The organism is Halobacillus sp. ABD4_316 (genome assembly GCF_056161385.1).
The window spans coordinates 17,569-36,990 of sequence record NZ_JBSWZA010000008.1 but is presented as its reverse complement, the minus strand read 5'-3'; the positions used below and the strand labels follow the sequence as shown (position 1 = coordinate 36,990).

Here is a 19,422-nt window from a genome sequence, read left to right as displayed (position 1 = left end):
CGCCCGACAATCCCGTTATTTTTTACCGCGTCTACGTACGATATATTTATCAGACGGCTTGTTGCGTTTTCTTGTCTTGTATCCAAGAGTTGGTTTACCCCATGGAGATACAGGAGATGGCATACCGATTGGTGCGCGTCCTTCACCACCACCGTGTGGGTGATCACTAGGGTTCATTACGGAACCACGTACAGTAGGGCGCTTGCCTTTCCAACGAGAACGTCCAGCTTTACCAACACTGATAAGTTCGTGCTCAAGGTTACCAACTTGACCGATTGTTGCACGGCAGGTAGATAGTACCAGGCGGACCTCACCAGAAGTCAGGCGTACTAGAGTGTATTTGTTTTCACGGCCAAGGATTTGTGCAGAAGCACCAGCAGAACGAACAAGCTGTCCGCCGCGTCCCGGCTTAAGTTCTACGTTGTGTACGATTGTACCAACTGGAATATCTTTAAGTGCAAGAGCGTTACCAGGTTTGATATCCGCACCTTCACCTGAAATGATTTCTGTGCCAACCTTAACACCTTTAGGAGCAAGGATGTAGCGTTTTTCACCATCAACATAGTTGATTAGTGCAATGTTAGCGGAGCGGTTCGGATCATATTCAACTGTAGCAACGCGTCCAGGTATTCCATCTTTGTCGCGTTTGAAGTCGATCATACGATACTGACGCTTGTGGCCTCCGCCCTGATGACGAACTGTCAGCCTACCCTGGTTGTTACGTCCACCTTTTTTGTGAAGTGGAGCGATAAGGGAGCGTTCAGGTTTGTCAGTCGTAATTTCAGCGAAATCAGAAACTGACATGTGTCGACGACCGTTAGTAATCGGTCTGAACTTTTTAATCGCCATCTTTATTTCCCTCCTTCATTATCAATTAGTCAATTATACTTCAAAGAATTCTAGTTCTTCACTGTCCTGAGTCAACTTAATAACTGCTTTCTTACGATCAGAACGATAGCCGCCGTAACGACCCATACGCTTGAATTTACCTTTAAGGTTCATTGTGTTGACAGATTCAACCTGAACGCCAAAGATTTCTTCAACTGCATTTTTAATTTCAGTTTTGTTAGCTTTCGGGCTAACTTCAAACGTATATTTCTTTTCTCCCATAAGATCAGCAGAATGTTCAGTAATGACAGGGCGCTTAATAATATCGCGTGGTTCTTTCATTATGAGAGCACCTCCCCTGCTTTTTCAGCTGCTTCCTTAGTAAGGATCAGCTTGTCATGCGTCAGCAAGTCTAACACACTTACCTGCTCTACAGGGAGAGCATTTACTGTAGGGATGTTATTAGAAGATAGAGCTACGTTCTTATCTTCTCCTGCTGTAACGATCAAAGCCTTCTCGTTTACGTCTAGTGCGCTAAGCATATTTACAACTTCTTTAGTTTTTGGAGCGTCTAGAGACAAGCTCTCAAGAACGATTGCGTTACCTTCCTGTACTTTAGAAGAGTAAGCGGACTGAAGTGCAAGACGACGAACTTTTTTCGGCATCGTGTAGCTGTAGCTGCGTGGTGTAGGACCGAATACAGTTCCACCGCCAACCCATTGTGGTGAACGGATAGACCCTTGACGTGCACGGCCTGTACCTTTTTGACGCCATGGTTTACGGCCACCGCCGGATACTTCAGAACGTCCTTTTACTTTGTGTGTGCCTTGGCGAAGATTCGCGCGCTGCATCAACACTGTTTCGTGTAATACGTGAGTATTAGGTTCAATCCCAAATACGGCTTCATTCAGTTCGATTTCACCAACATTAGTACCGCTTTGGTTTAATAGTGCTACTTTAGGCATGACATATCCTCCCTTCGTTGATTATTTGCTAGCCTTATTTGCACTTGTAATCTTAACGTAAGATTTTTTCGCGCCTGGTACATTACCTTTGACTAGAAGCAGGTTACGCTCAGCGTCTACTTTAACTACTTCAAGGTTTTGAAGAGTTACCTGCTCGCCACCCATTTGTCCTGCAAGACCTTTGCCTTTGAAGACTTTAGATGGGTCTGCACCTTGTCCCATAGAACCGGAACGGCGGTGGAAACGGGAACCGTGTGTTTTAGGTCCAGTGGATTGGTTGTGGCGCTTGATTGCACCTTGGAAACCTTTCCCTTTTGAAGTACCTGTCACATCGATTGCGTCACCAGTTTCAAACATATCTACCTTAACCTCTTGACCTAGTTCAAAGTCATCAAGGTTCGCATTACGGAATTCACGAACGTAGCGCTTAGGTGTTGTGTTTGCTTTGTCAGCGTGCCCTTGAGCAGCTTTCTTCAAACGGTTGGACTTTTCATCAGCAAATCCAAGCTGGATCGCTTCATAACCATCATTTTCTGTAGTTTTCTTTTGAAGAACTACGTTCGGCTCAGCCTGAATAACAGTTACAGGGATCAATTCACCGTTGTCTGAGAAAATCTGTGTCATGCCGACCTTGCGTCCTAAGATTCCTTTCGTCATCCGTTACACCTCCTATTATCTTAACGATATATTATAGTTTAATTTCGATATCCACACCAGATGGTAGATCCAAACGCATTAGTGAATCAACGGTCTGTGGTGTTGGATTAACAATGTCAATCAGACGTTTGTGCGTGCGCATTTCGAACTGCTCACGAGAGTCTTTATACTTGTGAGTCGCACGAAGTACTGTATATACAGAACGCTCAGTTGGAAGCGGGATCGGACCAGATACTTCCGCGCCGGAACGCTTAGCTGTATCAACGATCTTCTCTGCTGACTGATCAAGCACTCTGTGATCATACGCTTTTAAACGAATACGAATTTTTTCTTTTGCCATGATATTCCCTCCTTCTTCGCCCATTTTTAAAATAGACATTCTCCGCGAAAAAACTTGAACACCAGCCATGGCAAAGGGGCCGGGTGTGTCAACAACCTTTCGCTTCATCGCCTTTTATGACCAACATTACTCATTATATAGAATAATTCGGGTCAATGCAAGGAAAATCCATAAATAATTTATCTACGGACACTTTTACTATTATACTGATGTTTGCGGCACATTTCAACCATCTCTTCTATATATAATCCGATCGATGCACCACGAAAATTCCATAATACATTAAAACAAATTCAGCCGGTTCTTTCAAGTGATAACATAAAAAAAGCAGCAGCCGGATGGCTGCTGCTTCCTATAAAATAAGAGAAATCTTATTTAGTGATTGTAGATACAACGCCTGAACCTACAGTACGTCCACCTTCACGGATGGAGAAACGAGTTCCGTCCTCGATCGCGATTGGAGCGATAAGTTCAACTGTCATTTCAACGTTGTCCCCAGGCATAACCATTTCTACGCCTTCAGGAAGTTGAATAACACCAGTTACGTCCGTTGTACGGAAGTAGAACTGTGGGCGGTAGTTAGAGAAGAATGGAGTGTGACGTCCACCTTCGTCTTTAGCTAGTACATAAACTTCAGCTTTGAAGTTTGTGTGTGGTGTGATGGAACCAGGCTTAGCTAGTACCTGACCACGGTTGATGTCTTCACGCTTAACACCACGTAGAAGAGCACCAATGTTATCGCCAGCTTCTGCATAGTCAAGAAGCTTACGGAACATTTCAACACCAGTTACGGCAGTCTTGAAGGACTCTTCAGCCATACCGATGATTTCAACTTCGTCACCGACTTTAACTTGACCACGCTCAACACGGCCAGTTGCAACTGTACCACGGCCAGTGATGGAGAATACGTCCTCAACAGGCATCATGAATGGCTTGTCAGTGTCACGGTCTGGAGTTGGGATGTGCTCGTCAACAGCGTCCATAAGGTCATAGATCGCCTGCTCGTATTTCTCTTCACCTTCAAGAGCTTTAAGAGCAGAACCGCTGATTACTGGTACATCGTCACCAGGGAAGTCATATTCAGATAGAAGATCACGAACTTCCATTTCAACTAGCTCAAGAAGCTCTTCGTCGTCTACCATGTCAACTTTGTTCAAGAATACAACGATAGCTGGTACACCTACGTTTTTAGAAAGTAGGATGTGCTCACGAGTTTGTGGCATTGGACCGTCAGCTGCAGATACAACCAAGATCGCGCCGTCCATTTGAGCAGCACCAGTGATCATGTTCTTAACGTAGTCAGCGTGACCTGGGCAGTCAACGTGTGCATAGTGACGAGATTCAGTTTCGTACTCAACGTGTGCAGTGGAGATAGTGATTCCACGCTCACGCTCTTCAGGAGCACCGTCGATCATGTCGTAGGCCATAGCTTCACCAGAACCAGATTTCTTATGAAGTACAGTAGTGATCGCTGCAGTTAGAGTAGTTTTACCGTGGTCAACGTGTCCAATAGTACCAATGTTAACGTGGGACTTGGACCGGTCAAATTTTTCTTTACCCATTGTATATTTCCTCCTTTAGATAAGTAACAATTATTAGTTTAAGATTTATATGCAGCCAAGGAGTGACAAGCACTCCTAAGCTTACATTACAAGTTATACTGTAACTTGTTTAAAAAATCAATTATTGTCCGGAATTTTTCTTGATGATTTCCTCAGAGATGCTCTTCGGAACTTCTTCGTAGTGGTCGAAGTGCATGGTGTAAGTTCCGCGGCCCTGAGTGTTGGAGCGCAACGCTGTTGCGTAACCGAACATTTCAGATAGTGGAACGAATGCTTTAACCACTTGTGCATTACCACGAGTTTCCATACCTTCAACACGTCCACGACGGGAAGTTACGTCACCCATGATATCGCCCATGTATTCCTCAGGAATAACAACTTCTACTTTCATCATTGGTTCAAGTAGAACAGGCTTACACTTGTTTTTAGCCTCTTTAAGTGCCATGGAAGCAGCAACTTTAAAGGCCATTTCGTTGGAGTCGACATCGTGGTAGGAACCATCATAAAGAGTTGCTTTGATGTCTACCATTGGGTAGCCGGCCAATACACCATTCTCCAAGGATTCTTTAATCCCTTGTTCTACAGATGGAATGTATTCACGCGGTACAACACCACCAACAATCTTGTTGACGAATTCGAAACCAGCGCCTTCTTCGTTTGGTTCGAACTCAACCCATACGTGACCGAATTGTCCACGACCACCGGATTGACGTACGAACTTACCTTCCACTTGTGCACTAGCGCGGAATGTTTCGCGGTAGGCAACCTGTGGAGCGCCAATGTTCGCTTCAACTTTGAACTCACGTTTCAGGCGGTCAACGATGATGTCAAGGTGAAGCTCACCCATACCAGCGATGATCGTTTGTCCTGTTTCAACGTTTGTTTCCGTTTGGAACGTTGGATCTTCTTCAGCAAGCTTACCAAGGGCAATGGCCATTTTATCTTGGTCAGCTTTGGATTTAGGCTCGATAGCTACAGAGATTACCGGTTCAGGGAACTCCATAGATTCAAGGATAACAAGGCTCTTCTCATCACATAGAGTGTCACCTGTACCCGTGTCTTTAAGACCTACCGCACCAGCGATATCACCAGCGTATACTGTGGAAATCTCTTCACGGGAGTTTGCGTGCATCTGCAGGATACGACCTACACGCTCACGCTTATCCTTCGTGGAGTTTTTCACGTAAGAACCAGCGGAAAGTGTTCCGGAATATACGCGGAAGAATGTCAGTTTACCTACATAAGGGTCTGTGGCAACTTTGAAAGCCAGACCAGAGAATGGCTCGTTGTCATCAGCCTTACGGACAACATGCTCTTCCGTTTGTGGTACGTGACCTTCAATTGGAGGTACATCCAATGGAGATGGTAGATAATCAATAACACCATCAATTAGAAGTTGTACACCTTTGTTCTTGAAGGCAGACCCACAGAAGACTGGGTAGAAGTCTACAGTTAGAGTAGCTGTACGGATAGCCGTCTTCAGCTGCTCGTTCGTGATTTCTTCTCCTTCCAGATACTGCATCATCAAGTCTTCATCAAGTTCAGCAACAGCTTCTACAAGCTTGCCGCGGTACTCTTCAGCCTGATCTTTGTAGTCATCCGGAATGGCACGTGCTTCTGCACGAGTCCCAAGGTTATCCATGTAGTAGTAGGCTTCCATCGTTACAAGGTCGATGATTCCTTCGAATTCATCTTCTGCACCGATAGGAAGTTGAACAGCTGCGGCATTTGCACCAAGGCGGTCTTTCAATGTGCCAAGGGAGTAAATGAAGTCAGCCCCTACTTTGTCCATTTTGTTAACGAACACGATACGTGGAACACCGTACGTGGTAGCCTGGCGCCAAACAGTTTCTGTTTGAGGCTCAACACCGGATTGGGCGTCAAGAACAGCTACAGATCCATCAAGTACACGCAGGGAACGCTCAACTTCAACAGTGAAGTCTACGTGTCCAGGAGTGTCGATGATGTTAATACGGTGGTCTCTCCACTGAGCAGTCGTAGCGGCGGAAGTAATTGTGATTCCGCGCTCCTGTTCCTGCTCCATCCAGTCCATTTGGGAAGCTCCTTCGTGAGTTTCACCAATTTTGTGGATACGTCCTGTGTAGAAAAGAATACGCTCAGTCGCCGTTGTTTTACCAGCGTCGATGTGAGCCATGATCCCGATATTCCGAGTCTTTTCCAAGGAGAACTCTCTAGCCATGAATCTTTCTCCTTCCTGTTTGAACAGTTATTTTTTTGGTGATTACCAACGGTAGTGAGCGAATGCTTTGTTCGCTTCTGCCATTTTGTGCATTTCTTCGCGGCGTTTAACGGAAGCACCAGTGTTGTTCGATGCATCAAGAATTTCGTTAGCAAGGCGCTCTTCCATCGTTTTCTCTCCGCGTAGACGCGCATAGTTTACGATGAAACGAAGACCTAGAGCCTGACGACGTTCCGGACGAACCTCAACTGGTACCTGGTAGTTGGAACCACCCACACGGCGTGCGCGAACCTCCAATACAGGCATAACATTCTTCATTGCTTCGTCGAATGCTTCCATTGCTTCGTTTCCGCTGCGCTCCTGAACAAGTTCAAAAGCTTTATAAAGAATCTTTTGAGCTTTTCCGCGCTGACCGTTCACCATGATTTGGTTGATCAAACGAGTAACAAGCTTAGAGTTATACATTGGATCTGGCAACACATCACGTTTTGCTACTGGACCTTTACGTGGCATATGTTCCCCTCCCTTCTCACAATTGTTTTAGTTTATTTAAGCGATATATTCATATCGTTTATTTTTTAGCTTTTGGCTTTTTGGTACCGTACTTGGAGCGACCTTGCATACGGCCGTCAACACTTGAAGTATCAAGCGCACCACGTACGATGTGGTAACGTACACCTGGCAAGTCTTTAACTTTACCGCCACGGATAAGAACAACACTGTGTTCTTGAAGGTTGTGGCCGATACCAGGGATATAAGCGTTAACCTCAAGCTGGTTAGTCAAACGAACACGTGCATATTTACGAAGTGCAGAGTTCGGTTTCTTCGGTGTCATTGTACCAACACGTGTGCAGACACCACGTTTTTGTGGAGCAGCAAGATCTGTCATACGCTTTTTCATGCTGTTATAGCCTTTGTTCAAAGCTGGAGAGTTCGTCTGCTTTGTCTTGCTCACGCGACCTTTACGTACCAATTGGTTAATAGTTGGCATGGTTGTATCCTCCCTTCATTTTTTAATACCACACATCCAGGTGGTTCATAAAAAGGCAAAAAACAAAGCTTTCGCGTTGAAACGCCAAAACTTTATTGCTTTATCGCCACTGTAGCCGCACCAACGTCAATACCGCATGCATTCCCGAGCTCTTCCATGGAAGGAACCCGTGTATGGGGAATGTTCAGTTGCCGGGCCAGTTCAGCTACTTTAAATGTCATGGACTGATCGGCATCGTCAGCCGTTATGACTTCGTTCACTTCACCATTTTTCATGGCTTTCAGTGTCTGCTTTGTTCCGATAATGATATCGAAACCTGCCTGTGCTACTTTTTCATAAGACATCTTCATATCCTCCAAAGTAACAAGGATAAATGGAAGCACCTTGATAATATTATCACTCACCCAAATGCATGTCAACTGCATTCGGGTGAGATTTTTAGTGCTTCCTTATTTTTTACCCTTTGTTAACATCTACTTCTCTTTTTATGGCTGCGTAACCTCTTCGGGTGTTACCGAAGTTTCGGTCTGCGCACCCTCGGCTTGAGCCTGTATCTTGCGGTAGCGGGTCATGCCCGTACCTGCAGGAACAAGTTTACCGATAATGACGTTCTCTTTCAAGCCAAGCAGCTCGTCGCGCTTGCCTTTAATAGCTGCATCAGTCAGGACACGAGTCGTTTCCTGGAAGGACGCGGCGGACAGGAAGCTGTCTGTTTCAAGAGACGCTTTCGTAATACCCAGGATGACTGGACGGCCGACTGCCGGCTGACCACCTTCCATGAGCACTTTTTGGTTCGCTTCTTTGAATTGGTGAATTTCAAGAAGGGATCCAGGTAGAACATCTGTGTCACCAGAGTCAAGAACACGGACTTTGCGGAGCATTTGACGGACCATAACTTCTACGTGCTTATCAGAAATTTCTACACCCTGCATACGGTATACTTTCTGAACTTCTTTAAGAAGATATTCCTGAACTCCGTCGAGACCTTTGATGGTTAACAGTTCCTTCGGATCGATGGAACCTTCCGTCAACGCATCACCGGACTTCACTTCGTCACCGACACTTACTTTCATACGGGCACCGTATGGAGCAGTATAGGAGCGGGACTCAACCGCGCCCTGGACGACGATCTCCTGTTTCTCTTTCACTTCATTCACTTCGTGGACAGTACCATCGATTTCAGTGATGACAGCCTGACCTTTCGGATTACGAGCTTCCACGATCTCCTGGATACGAGGAAGACCCTGTGTGATATCGTCTCCGGCTACCCCGCCTGTGTGGAAGGTACGCATAGTAAGCTGTGTACCAGGCTCACCGATGGACTGCGCTGCGATGATTCCGACAGCTTCTCCAACTTCAACCTCATCACCAGTGGCAAGGTTGCGGCCATAACATTTCTTACATACGCCGTGCTTCGTATTACAAGTGAAGGCAGTTCGGATGACAACTTCCTTAATACCGGAATCTTCAATCTGTTTCGCAGTATCTTCGGAAATAACTTCATTTCTTTCTGCAAGAACACGACCTGTTTCAGGGTGTTCAATTTTCTGGAACGCTGTACGACCAATGAGACGGTCGATCAGCGGCTCAATGATTTCAGAGCCTTCCTGAAGGGCGGCAACAGTCAAGCCGCGGTCCGTTCCACAATCATCTTCACGGACGATGACATCCTGCGCAACGTCTACAAGACGACGAGTCAGATAACCTGAGTCGGCTGTCTTAAGGGCTGTATCAGCAAGACCTTTACGTGCACCGTGTGTGGAGATGAAGTATTCAAGTACAGTCAGACCTTCACGGAAACTGGACTTGATTGGTAGTTCAATGATACGTCCAGCCGGGTTGGCCATCAGACCACGCATACCAGCGAGCTGCGTAAAGTTAGAGGCGTTACCACGGGCTCCGGAATCACTCATCATGAAGATCGGGTTACGCGGATCAAGGGATTTCATCAGACGGTTCTGAATATCATCCTTGGCTGCTCCCCAGATTTCAATGACGCGGTCATAACGTTCTTCTTCGGTAATTAAACCGCGGCGGAACTGTTTCATGACCTTATCGACTTTCTTCTGACCTTCATCAAGAATTTCCTGTTTCTCTGGAAGTACGACAACGTCGGATACACCGACTGTAATACCGGCCTTCGTAGAGTAAGCAAAACCAAGATCCTTCATACGGTCAAGCATCTTGGACGTTTCACTGATGGAGAAGCGTTTGAACACTTCTGCAATGATGTCTCCAAGAATTCCTTTTTTGAATGGAGCGACTTCGTCGCGCTTCGCAATTTCCGCACGGATATCTGTTCCATTTTCAATAAAGTAATGATCCGGAGTCTTGATCTCCAGGTTTTCTTTTGTTGGTTCATTGATATAAGGGAAAGAACTAGGCAGCATTTCGTTGAAGATCAACTTACCGACCGTAGTCAGAAGAAGCTGCTGGTTCTGTTTTTCTGTGAATGTTTCGTTATTCAAGGAACTCGCCTGAACAGCTACACGTGTGTGCAGGTGGGCATAACCATTCTGGTAAGCCATCAGCGCTTCGTTCAAGTCCTTGAAGAACATACCTTCTCCTATTGCGTTGGTACGCTCAAGAGTGAGGTAGTAGTTACCAAGTACCATATCCTGTGACGGCGTAACAACTGGTTTTCCGTCTTTCGGGTTCAGGATGTTCTGAGCCGCAAGCATCAGAATACGCGCTTCAGCCTGAGCTTCTGAGGATAACGGTACGTGTACAGCCATCTGGTCACCGTCAAAGTCGGCGTTATAAGCCGTACATACGAGCGGGTGCAGACGAATGGCGCGTCCTTCTACAAGCGTCGGTTCGAACGCTTGGATACCAAGACGGTGAAGCGTTGGTGCACGGTTAAGAAGAACCGGGTGCTCTTTAATGACATCCTCAAGAACATCCCATACTTCATGGTGAACGCGTTCAATCTTACGTTTAGCTGACTTGATGTTGTGTGCAAGTCCGCGGGAAACCAATTCCTTCATAACGAAAGGCTTGAACAACTCCAGAGCCATTTCTTTCGGAAGACCACATTGGTACATCTTTAACGATGGTCCTACAACGATTACGGAACGTCCGGAATAGTCAACACGCTTACCAAGAAGGTTTTGACGGAAACGTCCCTGCTTCCCTTTCAACATGTGGGAAAGAGATTTAAGTGGACGGTTACCAGGACCTGTAACCGGTCGGCCGCGTCGGCCGTTATCGATCAGGGCGTCAACAGCTTCCTGAAGCATACGCTTCTCGTTCTGAACGATAATCGTAGGGGCTCCAAGATCCAATAGACGCTTCAGACGGTTATTACGGTTGATGACACGACGATAAAGGTCGTTCAAATCAGATGTGGCGAAACGTCCACCATCCAGCTGCACCATTGGGCGCAGTTCCGGAGGGATGACAGGAAGAACATCCAGGATCATCCACGAAGGATCGTTACCAGAGTGACGGAAGGACTCCAACACTTCCAGGCGCTTGATCGCACGTGTGCGTCGCTGACCCTGGGCAGTTTTCAATTCTTCCTTCAGTGTGTCTACTTCTCCATCCAAGTCGATGTCGAATAGAAGTTTACGGATGGCTTCCGCTCCCATAGCAGCCTGAAAGCCTTGTCCGAATTTCTCACGGTATGAACGGTACTCTTTTTCAGAAAGCAGCTGCTTCTTCTCAAGAGCTGTCTCGCCTGGATCGGTCACGATGTAAGCGGCGAAGTAAATAACCTCTTCAAGCGCTCTTGGCGACATATCCAATACAAGACCCATACGACTCGGGATACCTTTGAAGTACCAGATGTGAGAGACAGGGGCAGCTAGTTCAAGGTGCCCCATACGCTCACGGCGTACTTTCGCTTTTGTTACTTCAACGCCACAGCGGTCACAAACGACGCCCTTGTAACGGACGCGTTTGTATTTTCCACAGTGACATTCCCAGTCTTTTTGAGGCCCGAAGATACGCTCACAGAAAAGACCGTCTTTCTCTGGTTTCAACGTACGATAGTTGATGGTTTCCGGCTTTTTAACTTCACCATAGGACCAAGAACGAATCTTATCCGGTGAAGCGAGGCCGATTTTCATATACTCAAAGTTGTTAACATCTAGCAAGGGGCCTACCTCCCTTTCAGTATCCAGGTTTTACCCTAAGCTTAGAACACGAGCGACAGCAGTGTTTCTAACTTAATCGTCTAAGTTCAAATTCTCGGATTCTTTGGTTTGCTCTTCCTCAATATCCCGCATCTCAATCTCTTCCTCATCACCGGAGAGAATCTTCACATCCATACCAAGACTTTGAAGTTCCTTGATAAGAACCTTGAAGGATTCCGGCACACCAGGTTCCGGTACGTTGTCACCTTTGACGATGGCTTCGTATGTTTTCACACGGCCAACAACATCATCGGATTTAACCGTCAGGATTTCCTGCAGGGTATAGGCAGCACCATATGCTTCAAGGGCCCATACCTCCATCTCACCGAAACGCTGACCACCGAATTGGGCTTTACCACCAAGTGGCTGCTGGGTAACGAGAGAGTAAGGTCCAGTTGAACGGGCGTGGAGTTTATCATCAACCATGTGTGCCAGTTTGATCATGTACATGACACCGACAGATACACGGTTATCAAACGGATCCCCGGTACGTCCATCATACAGGATCGTTTTCGCATCACGAGCCATGCCTGCTTCCTGTAATGTTTCCCAAACATCTTCCTCGCGGGCACCATCAAAGACCGGGGTGGCAATTCTTTCACCCATCAAACGGGCGGCCATACCCATGTGCAGCTCCAGCACCTGACCGATGTTCATACGAGATGGTACACCAAGTGGGTTCAACATGATATCAACCGGTGTTCCATCTGGAAGGAACGGCATGTCCTCTTCCGGAAGAATCTTGGAAATAACACCTTTGTTACCGTGACGTCCAGCCATCTTATCCCCTTCAGAAATCTTACGCTTCTGAACGATATAAGCACGGATCAGCTGGTTCACTCCTGGTGGAAGCTCATCTCCGTCTTCACGGTTGAAGATTTTCACATCAAGAACGATACCACCGGCACCGTGAGGAACACGAAGAGACGTATCGCGGACTTCACGAGCCTTTTCACCGAAGATAGCGTGAAGAAGGCGTTCTTCTGCAGACAGTTCTGTTACCCCTTTAGGTGTAACTTTACCGACAAGCAGATCTCCGTCACTGACTTCTGCTCCGACGCGGATAATTCCACGGTCATCCAGGTCACGAAGAGCATCTTCACCGACGTTAGGAATATCACGAGTGATCTCTTCAGGTCCAAGCTTCGTATCACGGGCTTCTGATTCATATTCTTCAATGTGGATGGAAGTGTATACATCGTCTTTAACAAGGCGCTCACTCATAATGATCGCATCCTCGTAGTTGTAACCATCCCATGTCATGAAGGCCACAAGCGGGTTCTGTCCAAGAGCCAGTTCACCCATATCCATGGATGGACCATCAGCTAGGATTTCCCCTTTTGTAACACGGTCACCTTTAGAAACGATTGGACGCTGGTTATAACAGCTTCCCTGGTTGGAACGGATGAATTTCTGAAGACGGTAACGGTCAAGATCTCCCTCAACCTCTTTGCCATCTACTTCAGAAATACGGCGGACGCGGACTTCTTTCGCTTCCACGCGCTCAACAATTCCTTCGTGCTTACAAATAACGGCAGCACCGGAGTCTTTACCAGACACATATTCCATACCAGTACCCACAAGAGGCGCATCCGGCTTCAGCAATGGTACTGCTTGACGCTGCATGTTCGCACCCATAAGGGAACGGTTGGAGTCATCATTCTCAAGGAATGGGATACAAGCTGTCGCAGCAGATACTACCTGCTTCGGAGATACGTCCATGTAGTCAAGGCGGTCACGGGCTACGACCGTGTTTTCCCCGCGGAAACGTGCGATAACTTCTTCATCTGTGAATCCACCGTCATCATCAAGCTTCGCGTTCGCCTGGGCGACCACGTAGTTATCTTCCTCATCGGCAGTCAGGTAGTCGATTTGAGCCGTTACTTTGTTTGTATCCGGGTCGACACGACGGTATGGCGTTTCAATAAATCCGAACTCATTCACTTTCGCATAGGAAGAAAGGGAGTTGATCAGTCCAATGTTTGGACCTTCCGGTGTTTCGATCGGACACATACGCCCGTAGTGGGAATAGTGTACGTCACGAACTTCAAATCCTGCGCGTTCACGAGTTAAACCACCTGGTCCAAGAGCGGATAGACGGCGTTTGTGCGTCAATTCCGCAAGCGGGTTGGTCTGGTCCATGAACTGTGAAAGCTGCGAGCTTCCGAAGAACTCTTTAATGGACGCAATCACAGGCCGGATGTTAATCAACTGCTGTGGCGTGATGGACGATGTATCCTGGATGGACATACGCTCACGAACGACACGCTCCATACGGGAAAGACCAATACGGAACTGGTTCTGAAGAAGTTCACCTACAGAACGCAGACGACGGTTACCAAGGTGGTCAATATCGTCTGTACCGCCTACATCATGCAGCAGGTTGAAGAAGTAACTGATAGAAGAAAGAATATCAGCAGGAGTAATGTTCTTCACATCACGGTCAATGTTGGCATTGCCGATAACGTTGATGGAACGCTCCCCTTCCGGGTCAGTTGGATCAACGATTTTCACAGACTGTACTTGGATCGGATCTTCAAGAACGCCTTCAACGGGTTCAAGTGTTTCTTCACTCAATGTACCTTCCTGATCATCGAAGTAAGGGATCAGTTTATTCAGGAGACGGCGGTCAATCTTATCGCCTTTTTCAGCGATGACTTCGCCTGTTTCCTCATCGACCAGCGTTTCCGCCAGTGTCTGATTGAACAAACGGTCCTTAATATGAAGCTTTTTGTTCATTTTATATCGTCCAACGCGCGCTAGGTCGTAGCGTTTTGGATCGAAGAAACGGGAAACCAACAAGCTTTTCGCATTTTCTACTGTAGGCGGCTCACCAGGGCGTAGACGCTCGTAGATTTCAAGCAGCGCTTTCTCTGTAGTCTCCGTATTATCTTTCTCAAGCGTGTTTTTCAAGTATTCGTTGTCGCCGATAAGATCAATGATCTCCTGGTCGGTTCCGAATCCTAAAGCACGCAGCAGAACTGTAATCGGCAGCTTACGCGTACGGTCAATACGTACGTGTACGACATCTTTGGCATCTGTTTCAAATTCCAGCCACGCTCCGCGGTTTGGAATGACGGTTGCCGTATAGCCGCGTTTACCGTTTTTATCTATTTTCTTGTTAAAGTACACGCTTGGAGAGCGGACGAGCTGAGATACAATGACACGCTCAGCACCGTTGATTACGAAGGTACCTGTGTCTGTCATCAATGGGAAGTCACCCATGAAAACTTCCTGCTCTTTTACTTCACCTGTCTCGTTGTTTAGAAGGCGTACTTTCACTCGAAGCGGTGCGTTATATGTTACATCGCGATCCTTTGACTCATCGACTGGATACTTTGGTTCGCCAAGGCTGTAGTCTACGAATTCAAGCGATAGATTACCTGTGAAATCTTCAATCGGGGAAATGTCCTGGAACATTTCCTTCAAACCTTCTTTTAAGAACCAATCGTAAGAAGCGGTTTGGATTTCAATCAGGTTTGGTAATTCCAATACCTCACTGATACGTGCATAACTTCTGCGCTGGCGGTGTCGTCCATACTGAACTAGTTGACCTGTCAACTGATTCACCCCTCAAATCAAGCATTTTAATAACGAAAAAAGGGTCCGGCAAGACATGCCGAACAGGCTTGCGGTTGATCTTGCCACAAGCATATTTAAACATCTGCGGCAATTGCAGATGGTGATTCTTCATTTCTCTCTAACGTTAGACAAAAAAGAAAAAGGCTTTTCATACATTAAAAACCTCATTTACTTTCAGCGTTCGATTTTACCATTCTGACCAGTCCGCAAGTTTTTTATACTATTTTGTAAAAAAGACTTGACAGATATCAGATATATTGGCATTTTTCAATACTAGCACAAGTGGGTTTGCTAGTCAATCTTTTTTGCTTTGAGAATGTAGTAACCTTTCTTTTTCAAAACGACTTCAGATGAACCGAACCATTCATCGAGTTTCTGCTTAGCAGATGGCGCCCCCTGCTTTTTCTGAATCACAACCCACAACTCCCCGCCTGGCAGCAGCGCTTCCGATGCTTCTTCAAACATCGCATGCACAACAGACTTACCGGCACGAATCGGTGGATTGGTTAAAATAGCAGCAAACTTCCTGCCCCGGACACCCTGAAGGCGGTCACTCTCCAGAATGGTTACATTATGAATGTGATTGGCAGCCGCATTCTTTCCCGCCAGATGGAGGGCCCGTTCGTTTACATCCACCATCACAAAACGGCGGTCACTGAAAGCTTTAGCCAGAGACAACCCGATAGGGCCATACCCACATCCAAGATCAAGGATTTCCCCTTCCACTTCAGGGAGTTGAAAGGCATCAATCAAGACCCTTGAGCCGTAATCCACTTCATTTTTGGAAAAGACGGCATGATCTGTTGTGAAAGAAAATGGAAACCCCTTCAATTCAAAGGACCATGTTTTCTCTTCACTAGCCGTTGATGTCTTTTTTGAATAATAATGCTCCGACATATCCGAACACCTTCTCCATTGTCTGAATTTTAGAGAATAAAATGTCTATTAAGAAAAAGAAAGCCCGCCGATATATCAGCGAGCTTTTCTCCAAGGTTTTCCTTACTTAAGTTCGACAGTAGCGCCTGCTTCTTCAAGCTGAGATTTGATCTCTTCAGCTTCTTCTTTAGAAATGCCTTCTTTGATTGCGCTTGGAGCACCATCAACCATTTCTTTAGCGTCTTTAAGACCAGCACCAGTGATTTCGCGTACAGCTTTAACCACTTTGATCTTAGAAGAACCAGCAGATTCTAGTACTACATCAAATTCAGTTTGCTCTTCAGCAGCTTCTGCACCACCGGCAGGAGCACCAGCAGCAACTGGAGCTGCAGCAGATACACCAAATTCTTCTTCAATTGCTTTAACTAGGTCGTTAAGCTCAAGAACAGACATTTCTTTAATCGCTTCGATAATTTGTTCGTTAGACATGAGAAATTTCCTCCTTAGTTTTGTTGGTTTATTTTAAACGAATGCTAACTTACGCACTTTCTTCTTCTTTTTGATCCGCGATTGCTTGTGTAGCATAAGCGAAGTTGCGGATTGGAGCTTGTAGTACGCTTAGGAACATAGATACAAGACCCTCGTAGTTCGGAAGGTTGGCAAGCTCTTGGATTTGCTCAAGAGTTGCGACCTGACCTTCAACTACGCCACCCTTGATTTCAAGATCTTCATGATCTTTAGCGAAGTTGTTCAAGATTTTAGCAGGAGCTACCGCATCATCTGTGTGGAAAGCTATCGCTGTTGGTCCTTGTAACACTTCATCAAGGTCAGATAGTTCAACTTCTGCAGCCGCACGGCGAATCATCGTGTTTTTATGCACTTTGTATTCTACGCCGGCTTCACGAAGCTGATTACGAAGTTCAGTGACTTCAGCTACATCAAGACCGCGGTAATCTACTAATACAGCAGATTTACTGTTGCGGAACTTTTCAGCTAGATCAGATACAATCTGTTTCTTCTGTTCGATAATACCGCTCATCGTTCCACCTCCTATTGACTTTTCATCATACCGTTCGAAGGTTTTCTTAATAAAGAAAAACACCTCCACATAGACATGGAGGTGTTTTTCATAGAGCAGGGCAGATGGCGCTGCTCTATGATATATCACACACCTCGGCAGGACTTTAAGCGGAAAACCGCCCCTGCTGTCTACGGTATAACGTATTCTTTTTATACAACGCTACTTAGTATATAACACTAATAGCGGAAAGTCAACACTTTTTATTACTTCGTGTAAGCAGAAACGTCTACTTTGATTCCAGGACCCATAGTAGATGAAACAGCAGCGTTACGCATGTAAGTTCCCTTAGCAGCCTGCGGCTTCGCTTTAACCAACGCATCTGTAATCGCTGCGAAGTTTTCAGCAAGTTTCTCTTCATCGAAAGAAGATTTACCGATCGGAACGTGGATGTTTGCTGCTTTATCAACGCGGTATTCAACTTTACCAGCCTTGATTTCATTGACAGCTTTTTCAACTTCGAACGTTACCGTGCCGGTTTTAGGGTTTGGCATAAGACCTTTTGGCCCAAGTACACGACCAAGTTTACCAACTTCAGCCATCATGTCTGGAGTTGCAACAACTACATCAAAATCGAACCAGCCTTGGTTGATTTGGTTGATCAGGTCCTGCTCTCCTACGTAGTCTGCACCAGCTGCTTCTGCTTCTTTCGCTTTATCACCTTTAGCGAAAACAAGCACACGCTGGGATTTACCTGTACCGTGTGGAAGCACCATCGCGCCACGGATCTGCTGATCCGCTTTTTTAGGGTCTACACCCAGACGGAAAGCTGCTTCAACAGTTTCATCAAAGTTAGCTTTTGAAGTTTCTTTTACAAGCTTGATCGCTTCTTGTACATCGTAAGCTTTTGTACGGTCAACAAGTTTTTGAAGTTCTTGCTGCTTTTTCGTTTTTTTAGCCATTTCAATTTCCTCCTCTTGTGGTTTTAACGGATTTTCCTCCCACGAATAAAGGTTGCGAAAGAGTCACAAGCTCCATTTCCGCAACCTTCTCCTATCTCCATGTGACGCTGTGGGATTAGTCTTCGATTGTGATTCCCATGCTGCGCGCTGTACCTTCAACCATGCGCATAGCAGCTTCAACGTCAGCCGCATTTAAATCAGGCATTTTTGTTTCTGCGATTTCGCGAACTTGGTCACGTTTAACAGAAGCAACTTTGTTACGGTTTGGCTCACCGGAACCTGATTCGATACCAGCCGCTTTCTTAAGAAGAACAGCAGCAGGTGGAGTTTTAGTAACGAATGTAAATGAACGGTCCTCATATACCGTAATTTCAACCGGAATAATCGTACCCGCCTGTTCCTGTGTACGAGCGTTAAACTCTTTACAGAAACCCATGATATTGATACCTGCTTGACCTAGTGCCGGTCCTACTGGCGGCGCTGGGTTTGCTTTACCCGCAGGGATTTGAAGCTTAACTACGTTAATTACTTTTTTAGCCACGAGACACACCTCCTTAAAGTCCGTGATGTGGTAATAGGGATTCACCCTCCCACTCCATTGCAATATGCAGAAACCTGTATTTTACAGGGCGCATATAGAACATAAAAATTCTAGCATCTTTAACTCTAATATGCAAGGGGAGAGATGAATTTTATAATTTTTCGATTTGAGTAAAGTCCAACTCGACTGGTGTTTCACGTCCGAACATATTCACGTGGACTTTGACTTTCTGTTTATCCGTGTCAATATATTCGATCGTACCTGTGAAGTTGGCAAAAGGCCCATCTGTTACTGTAACACTTTCCTTCACCTCAAAGTCAACCTCTGCCTTCGGCTCTTCATTCATGCCCATCCGCTTAAGCACCGTTTCTACTTCTTCAGGGAGTAGAGGAATCGGCTTGGACCCTGAACCTGTGGAACCGACGAAGCCGGTCACCCCCGGCGTATTACGAACAACATACCAGGAATCATCCGTCATCACCATTTCCGCAAGAACATAGCCTGGGAAGACCTTTTTCTTTGCGATTTTCTTTTTGCCGTTTTTAATCTCAGCTTCTTCGTCCTCCGGAACAAGGACACGGAAAATCTTATCTTCCATACCCATTGATTCCACGCGCTTTTCAAGGTTTGTCTTAACCTTATTCTCATAACCTGAGTACGTGTGCACTACATACCATCTTTTTTCCATAATCACAGGACAAGTGCTTGCCCTTCCCTCCCTTGTATTAGAGTGATGAAAATTTCTCCAACATGAAAAAACCCGC

Annotated in this window: 18 protein-coding genes and 1 other annotated feature; all 18 genes read right to left on the bottom strand. The window is 46.1% G+C overall.

Going from position 1 to position 19,422, the window contains the following annotated elements; genetic code table 11:
- Positions 1-15 precede the first annotated feature (15 nt).
- Entirely contained in the window at positions 16-849 is an 834-nt protein-coding gene (gene rplB, locus ACXAJH_RS19090) for a 50S ribosomal protein L2 (protein WP_474970243.1), read from the bottom strand.
- A gap of 33 nt (positions 850-882) precedes the next feature.
- A complete protein-coding gene (gene rplW / locus ACXAJH_RS19085) occupies positions 883-1,170 on the bottom strand; it encodes a 50S ribosomal protein L23 (protein ID WP_474970242.1) in 288 nt (95 codons plus the stop codon).
- Entirely contained in the window at positions 1,170-1,793 is a 624-nt protein-coding gene (gene rplD / locus ACXAJH_RS19080) for a 50S ribosomal protein L4 (protein ID WP_474994931.1), read from the bottom strand. Before rplD ends, rplW begins: the two co-directional genes overlap by 1 nt.
- 21 nt (positions 1,794-1,814) lie before the next feature.
- Complete coding sequence (gene rplC, locus ACXAJH_RS19075) at positions 1,815-2,450, bottom strand: 50S ribosomal protein L3 (protein ID WP_027953423.1); 636 nt, start codon at positions 2,448-2,450, stop codon at positions 1,815-1,817.
- A gap of 31 nt (positions 2,451-2,481) precedes the next feature.
- Positions 2,482-2,790 (bottom strand): 30S ribosomal protein S10, encoded by a 309-nt coding sequence (gene rpsJ, locus ACXAJH_RS19070; RefSeq protein WP_027953424.1) that lies wholly within the window; start codon positions 2,788-2,790, stop codon positions 2,482-2,484.
- 371 nt (positions 2,791-3,161) lie between these two features.
- Complete coding sequence (gene tuf, locus ACXAJH_RS19065) at positions 3,162-4,352, bottom strand: elongation factor Tu (RefSeq protein WP_474970604.1); 1,191 nt, start codon at positions 4,350-4,352, stop codon at positions 3,162-3,164.
- 121 nt (positions 4,353-4,473) lie between these two features.
- Positions 4,474-6,552: an elongation factor G gene (gene fusA, locus ACXAJH_RS19060; protein ID WP_474970240.1), complete on the bottom strand. Its 2,079-nt coding sequence runs from the start codon at positions 6,550-6,552 to the stop codon at positions 4,474-4,476.
- A 42-nt stretch (positions 6,553-6,594) separates the two neighbouring features.
- A complete protein-coding gene (gene rpsG / locus ACXAJH_RS19055; protein ID WP_474970239.1) occupies positions 6,595-7,065 on the bottom strand; it encodes a 30S ribosomal protein S7 in 471 nt (156 codons plus the stop codon).
- 58 nt (positions 7,066-7,123) lie between these two features.
- Positions 7,124-7,543 (bottom strand): 30S ribosomal protein S12, encoded by a 420-nt coding sequence (gene rpsL / locus ACXAJH_RS19050; protein ID WP_027953428.1) that lies wholly within the window; start codon positions 7,541-7,543, stop codon positions 7,124-7,126.
- 92 nt (positions 7,544-7,635) lie between these two features.
- Complete coding sequence (locus tag ACXAJH_RS19045; RefSeq protein WP_474970467.1) at positions 7,636-7,887, bottom strand: 50S ribosomal protein L7ae-like protein; 252 nt, start codon at positions 7,885-7,887, stop codon at positions 7,636-7,638.
- A gap of 141 nt (positions 7,888-8,028) precedes the next feature.
- Positions 8,029-11,640 carry a DNA-directed RNA polymerase subunit beta' gene (gene rpoC / locus ACXAJH_RS19040; protein ID WP_474970238.1) on the bottom strand — a complete coding sequence of 1,204 codons (3,612 nt, stop codon included), beginning with the start codon at positions 11,638-11,640 and terminating at the stop codon, positions 8,029-8,031.
- A gap of 72 nt (positions 11,641-11,712) precedes the next feature.
- Positions 11,713-15,240 carry a DNA-directed RNA polymerase subunit beta gene (rpoB, locus tag ACXAJH_RS19035; RefSeq protein WP_474970237.1) on the bottom strand — a complete coding sequence of 1,176 codons (3,528 nt, stop codon included), beginning with the start codon at positions 15,238-15,240 and terminating at the stop codon, positions 11,713-11,715.
- A gap of 312 nt (positions 15,241-15,552) precedes the next feature.
- Positions 15,553-16,158, bottom strand: coding sequence for a class I SAM-dependent methyltransferase (locus ACXAJH_RS19030; RefSeq protein ID WP_474970236.1), 606 nt, complete (start codon positions 16,156-16,158; stop codon positions 15,553-15,555).
- 102 nt (positions 16,159-16,260) lie between these two features.
- Complete coding sequence (rplL, locus tag ACXAJH_RS19025; protein ID WP_474970235.1) at positions 16,261-16,626, bottom strand: 50S ribosomal protein L7/L12; 366 nt, start codon at positions 16,624-16,626, stop codon at positions 16,261-16,263.
- 49 nt (positions 16,627-16,675) lie between these two features.
- Positions 16,676-17,176, bottom strand: a complete 501-nt coding sequence (gene rplJ / locus ACXAJH_RS19020) for a 50S ribosomal protein L10 (protein ID WP_474970466.1) — start codon at positions 17,174-17,176, stop codon at positions 16,676-16,678.
- A gap of 45 nt (positions 17,177-17,221) precedes the next feature.
- Positions 17,222-17,370: a sequence feature (ribosomal protein L10 leader region), on the bottom strand.
- 51 nt (positions 17,371-17,421) lie between these two features.
- Positions 17,422-18,117, bottom strand: a complete 696-nt coding sequence (gene rplA / locus ACXAJH_RS19015; RefSeq protein WP_027953435.1) for a 50S ribosomal protein L1 — start codon at positions 18,115-18,117, stop codon at positions 17,422-17,424.
- A gap of 115 nt (positions 18,118-18,232) precedes the next feature.
- Positions 18,233-18,658, bottom strand: a complete 426-nt coding sequence (gene rplK, locus ACXAJH_RS19010) for a 50S ribosomal protein L11 (protein ID WP_027953436.1) — start codon at positions 18,656-18,658, stop codon at positions 18,233-18,235.
- Between the two features lie 151 nt (positions 18,659-18,809).
- Entirely contained in the window at positions 18,810-19,346 is a 537-nt protein-coding gene (gene nusG / locus ACXAJH_RS19005; RefSeq protein WP_027953437.1) for a transcription termination/antitermination protein NusG, read from the bottom strand.
- Positions 19,347-19,422 lie beyond the last annotated feature (76 nt).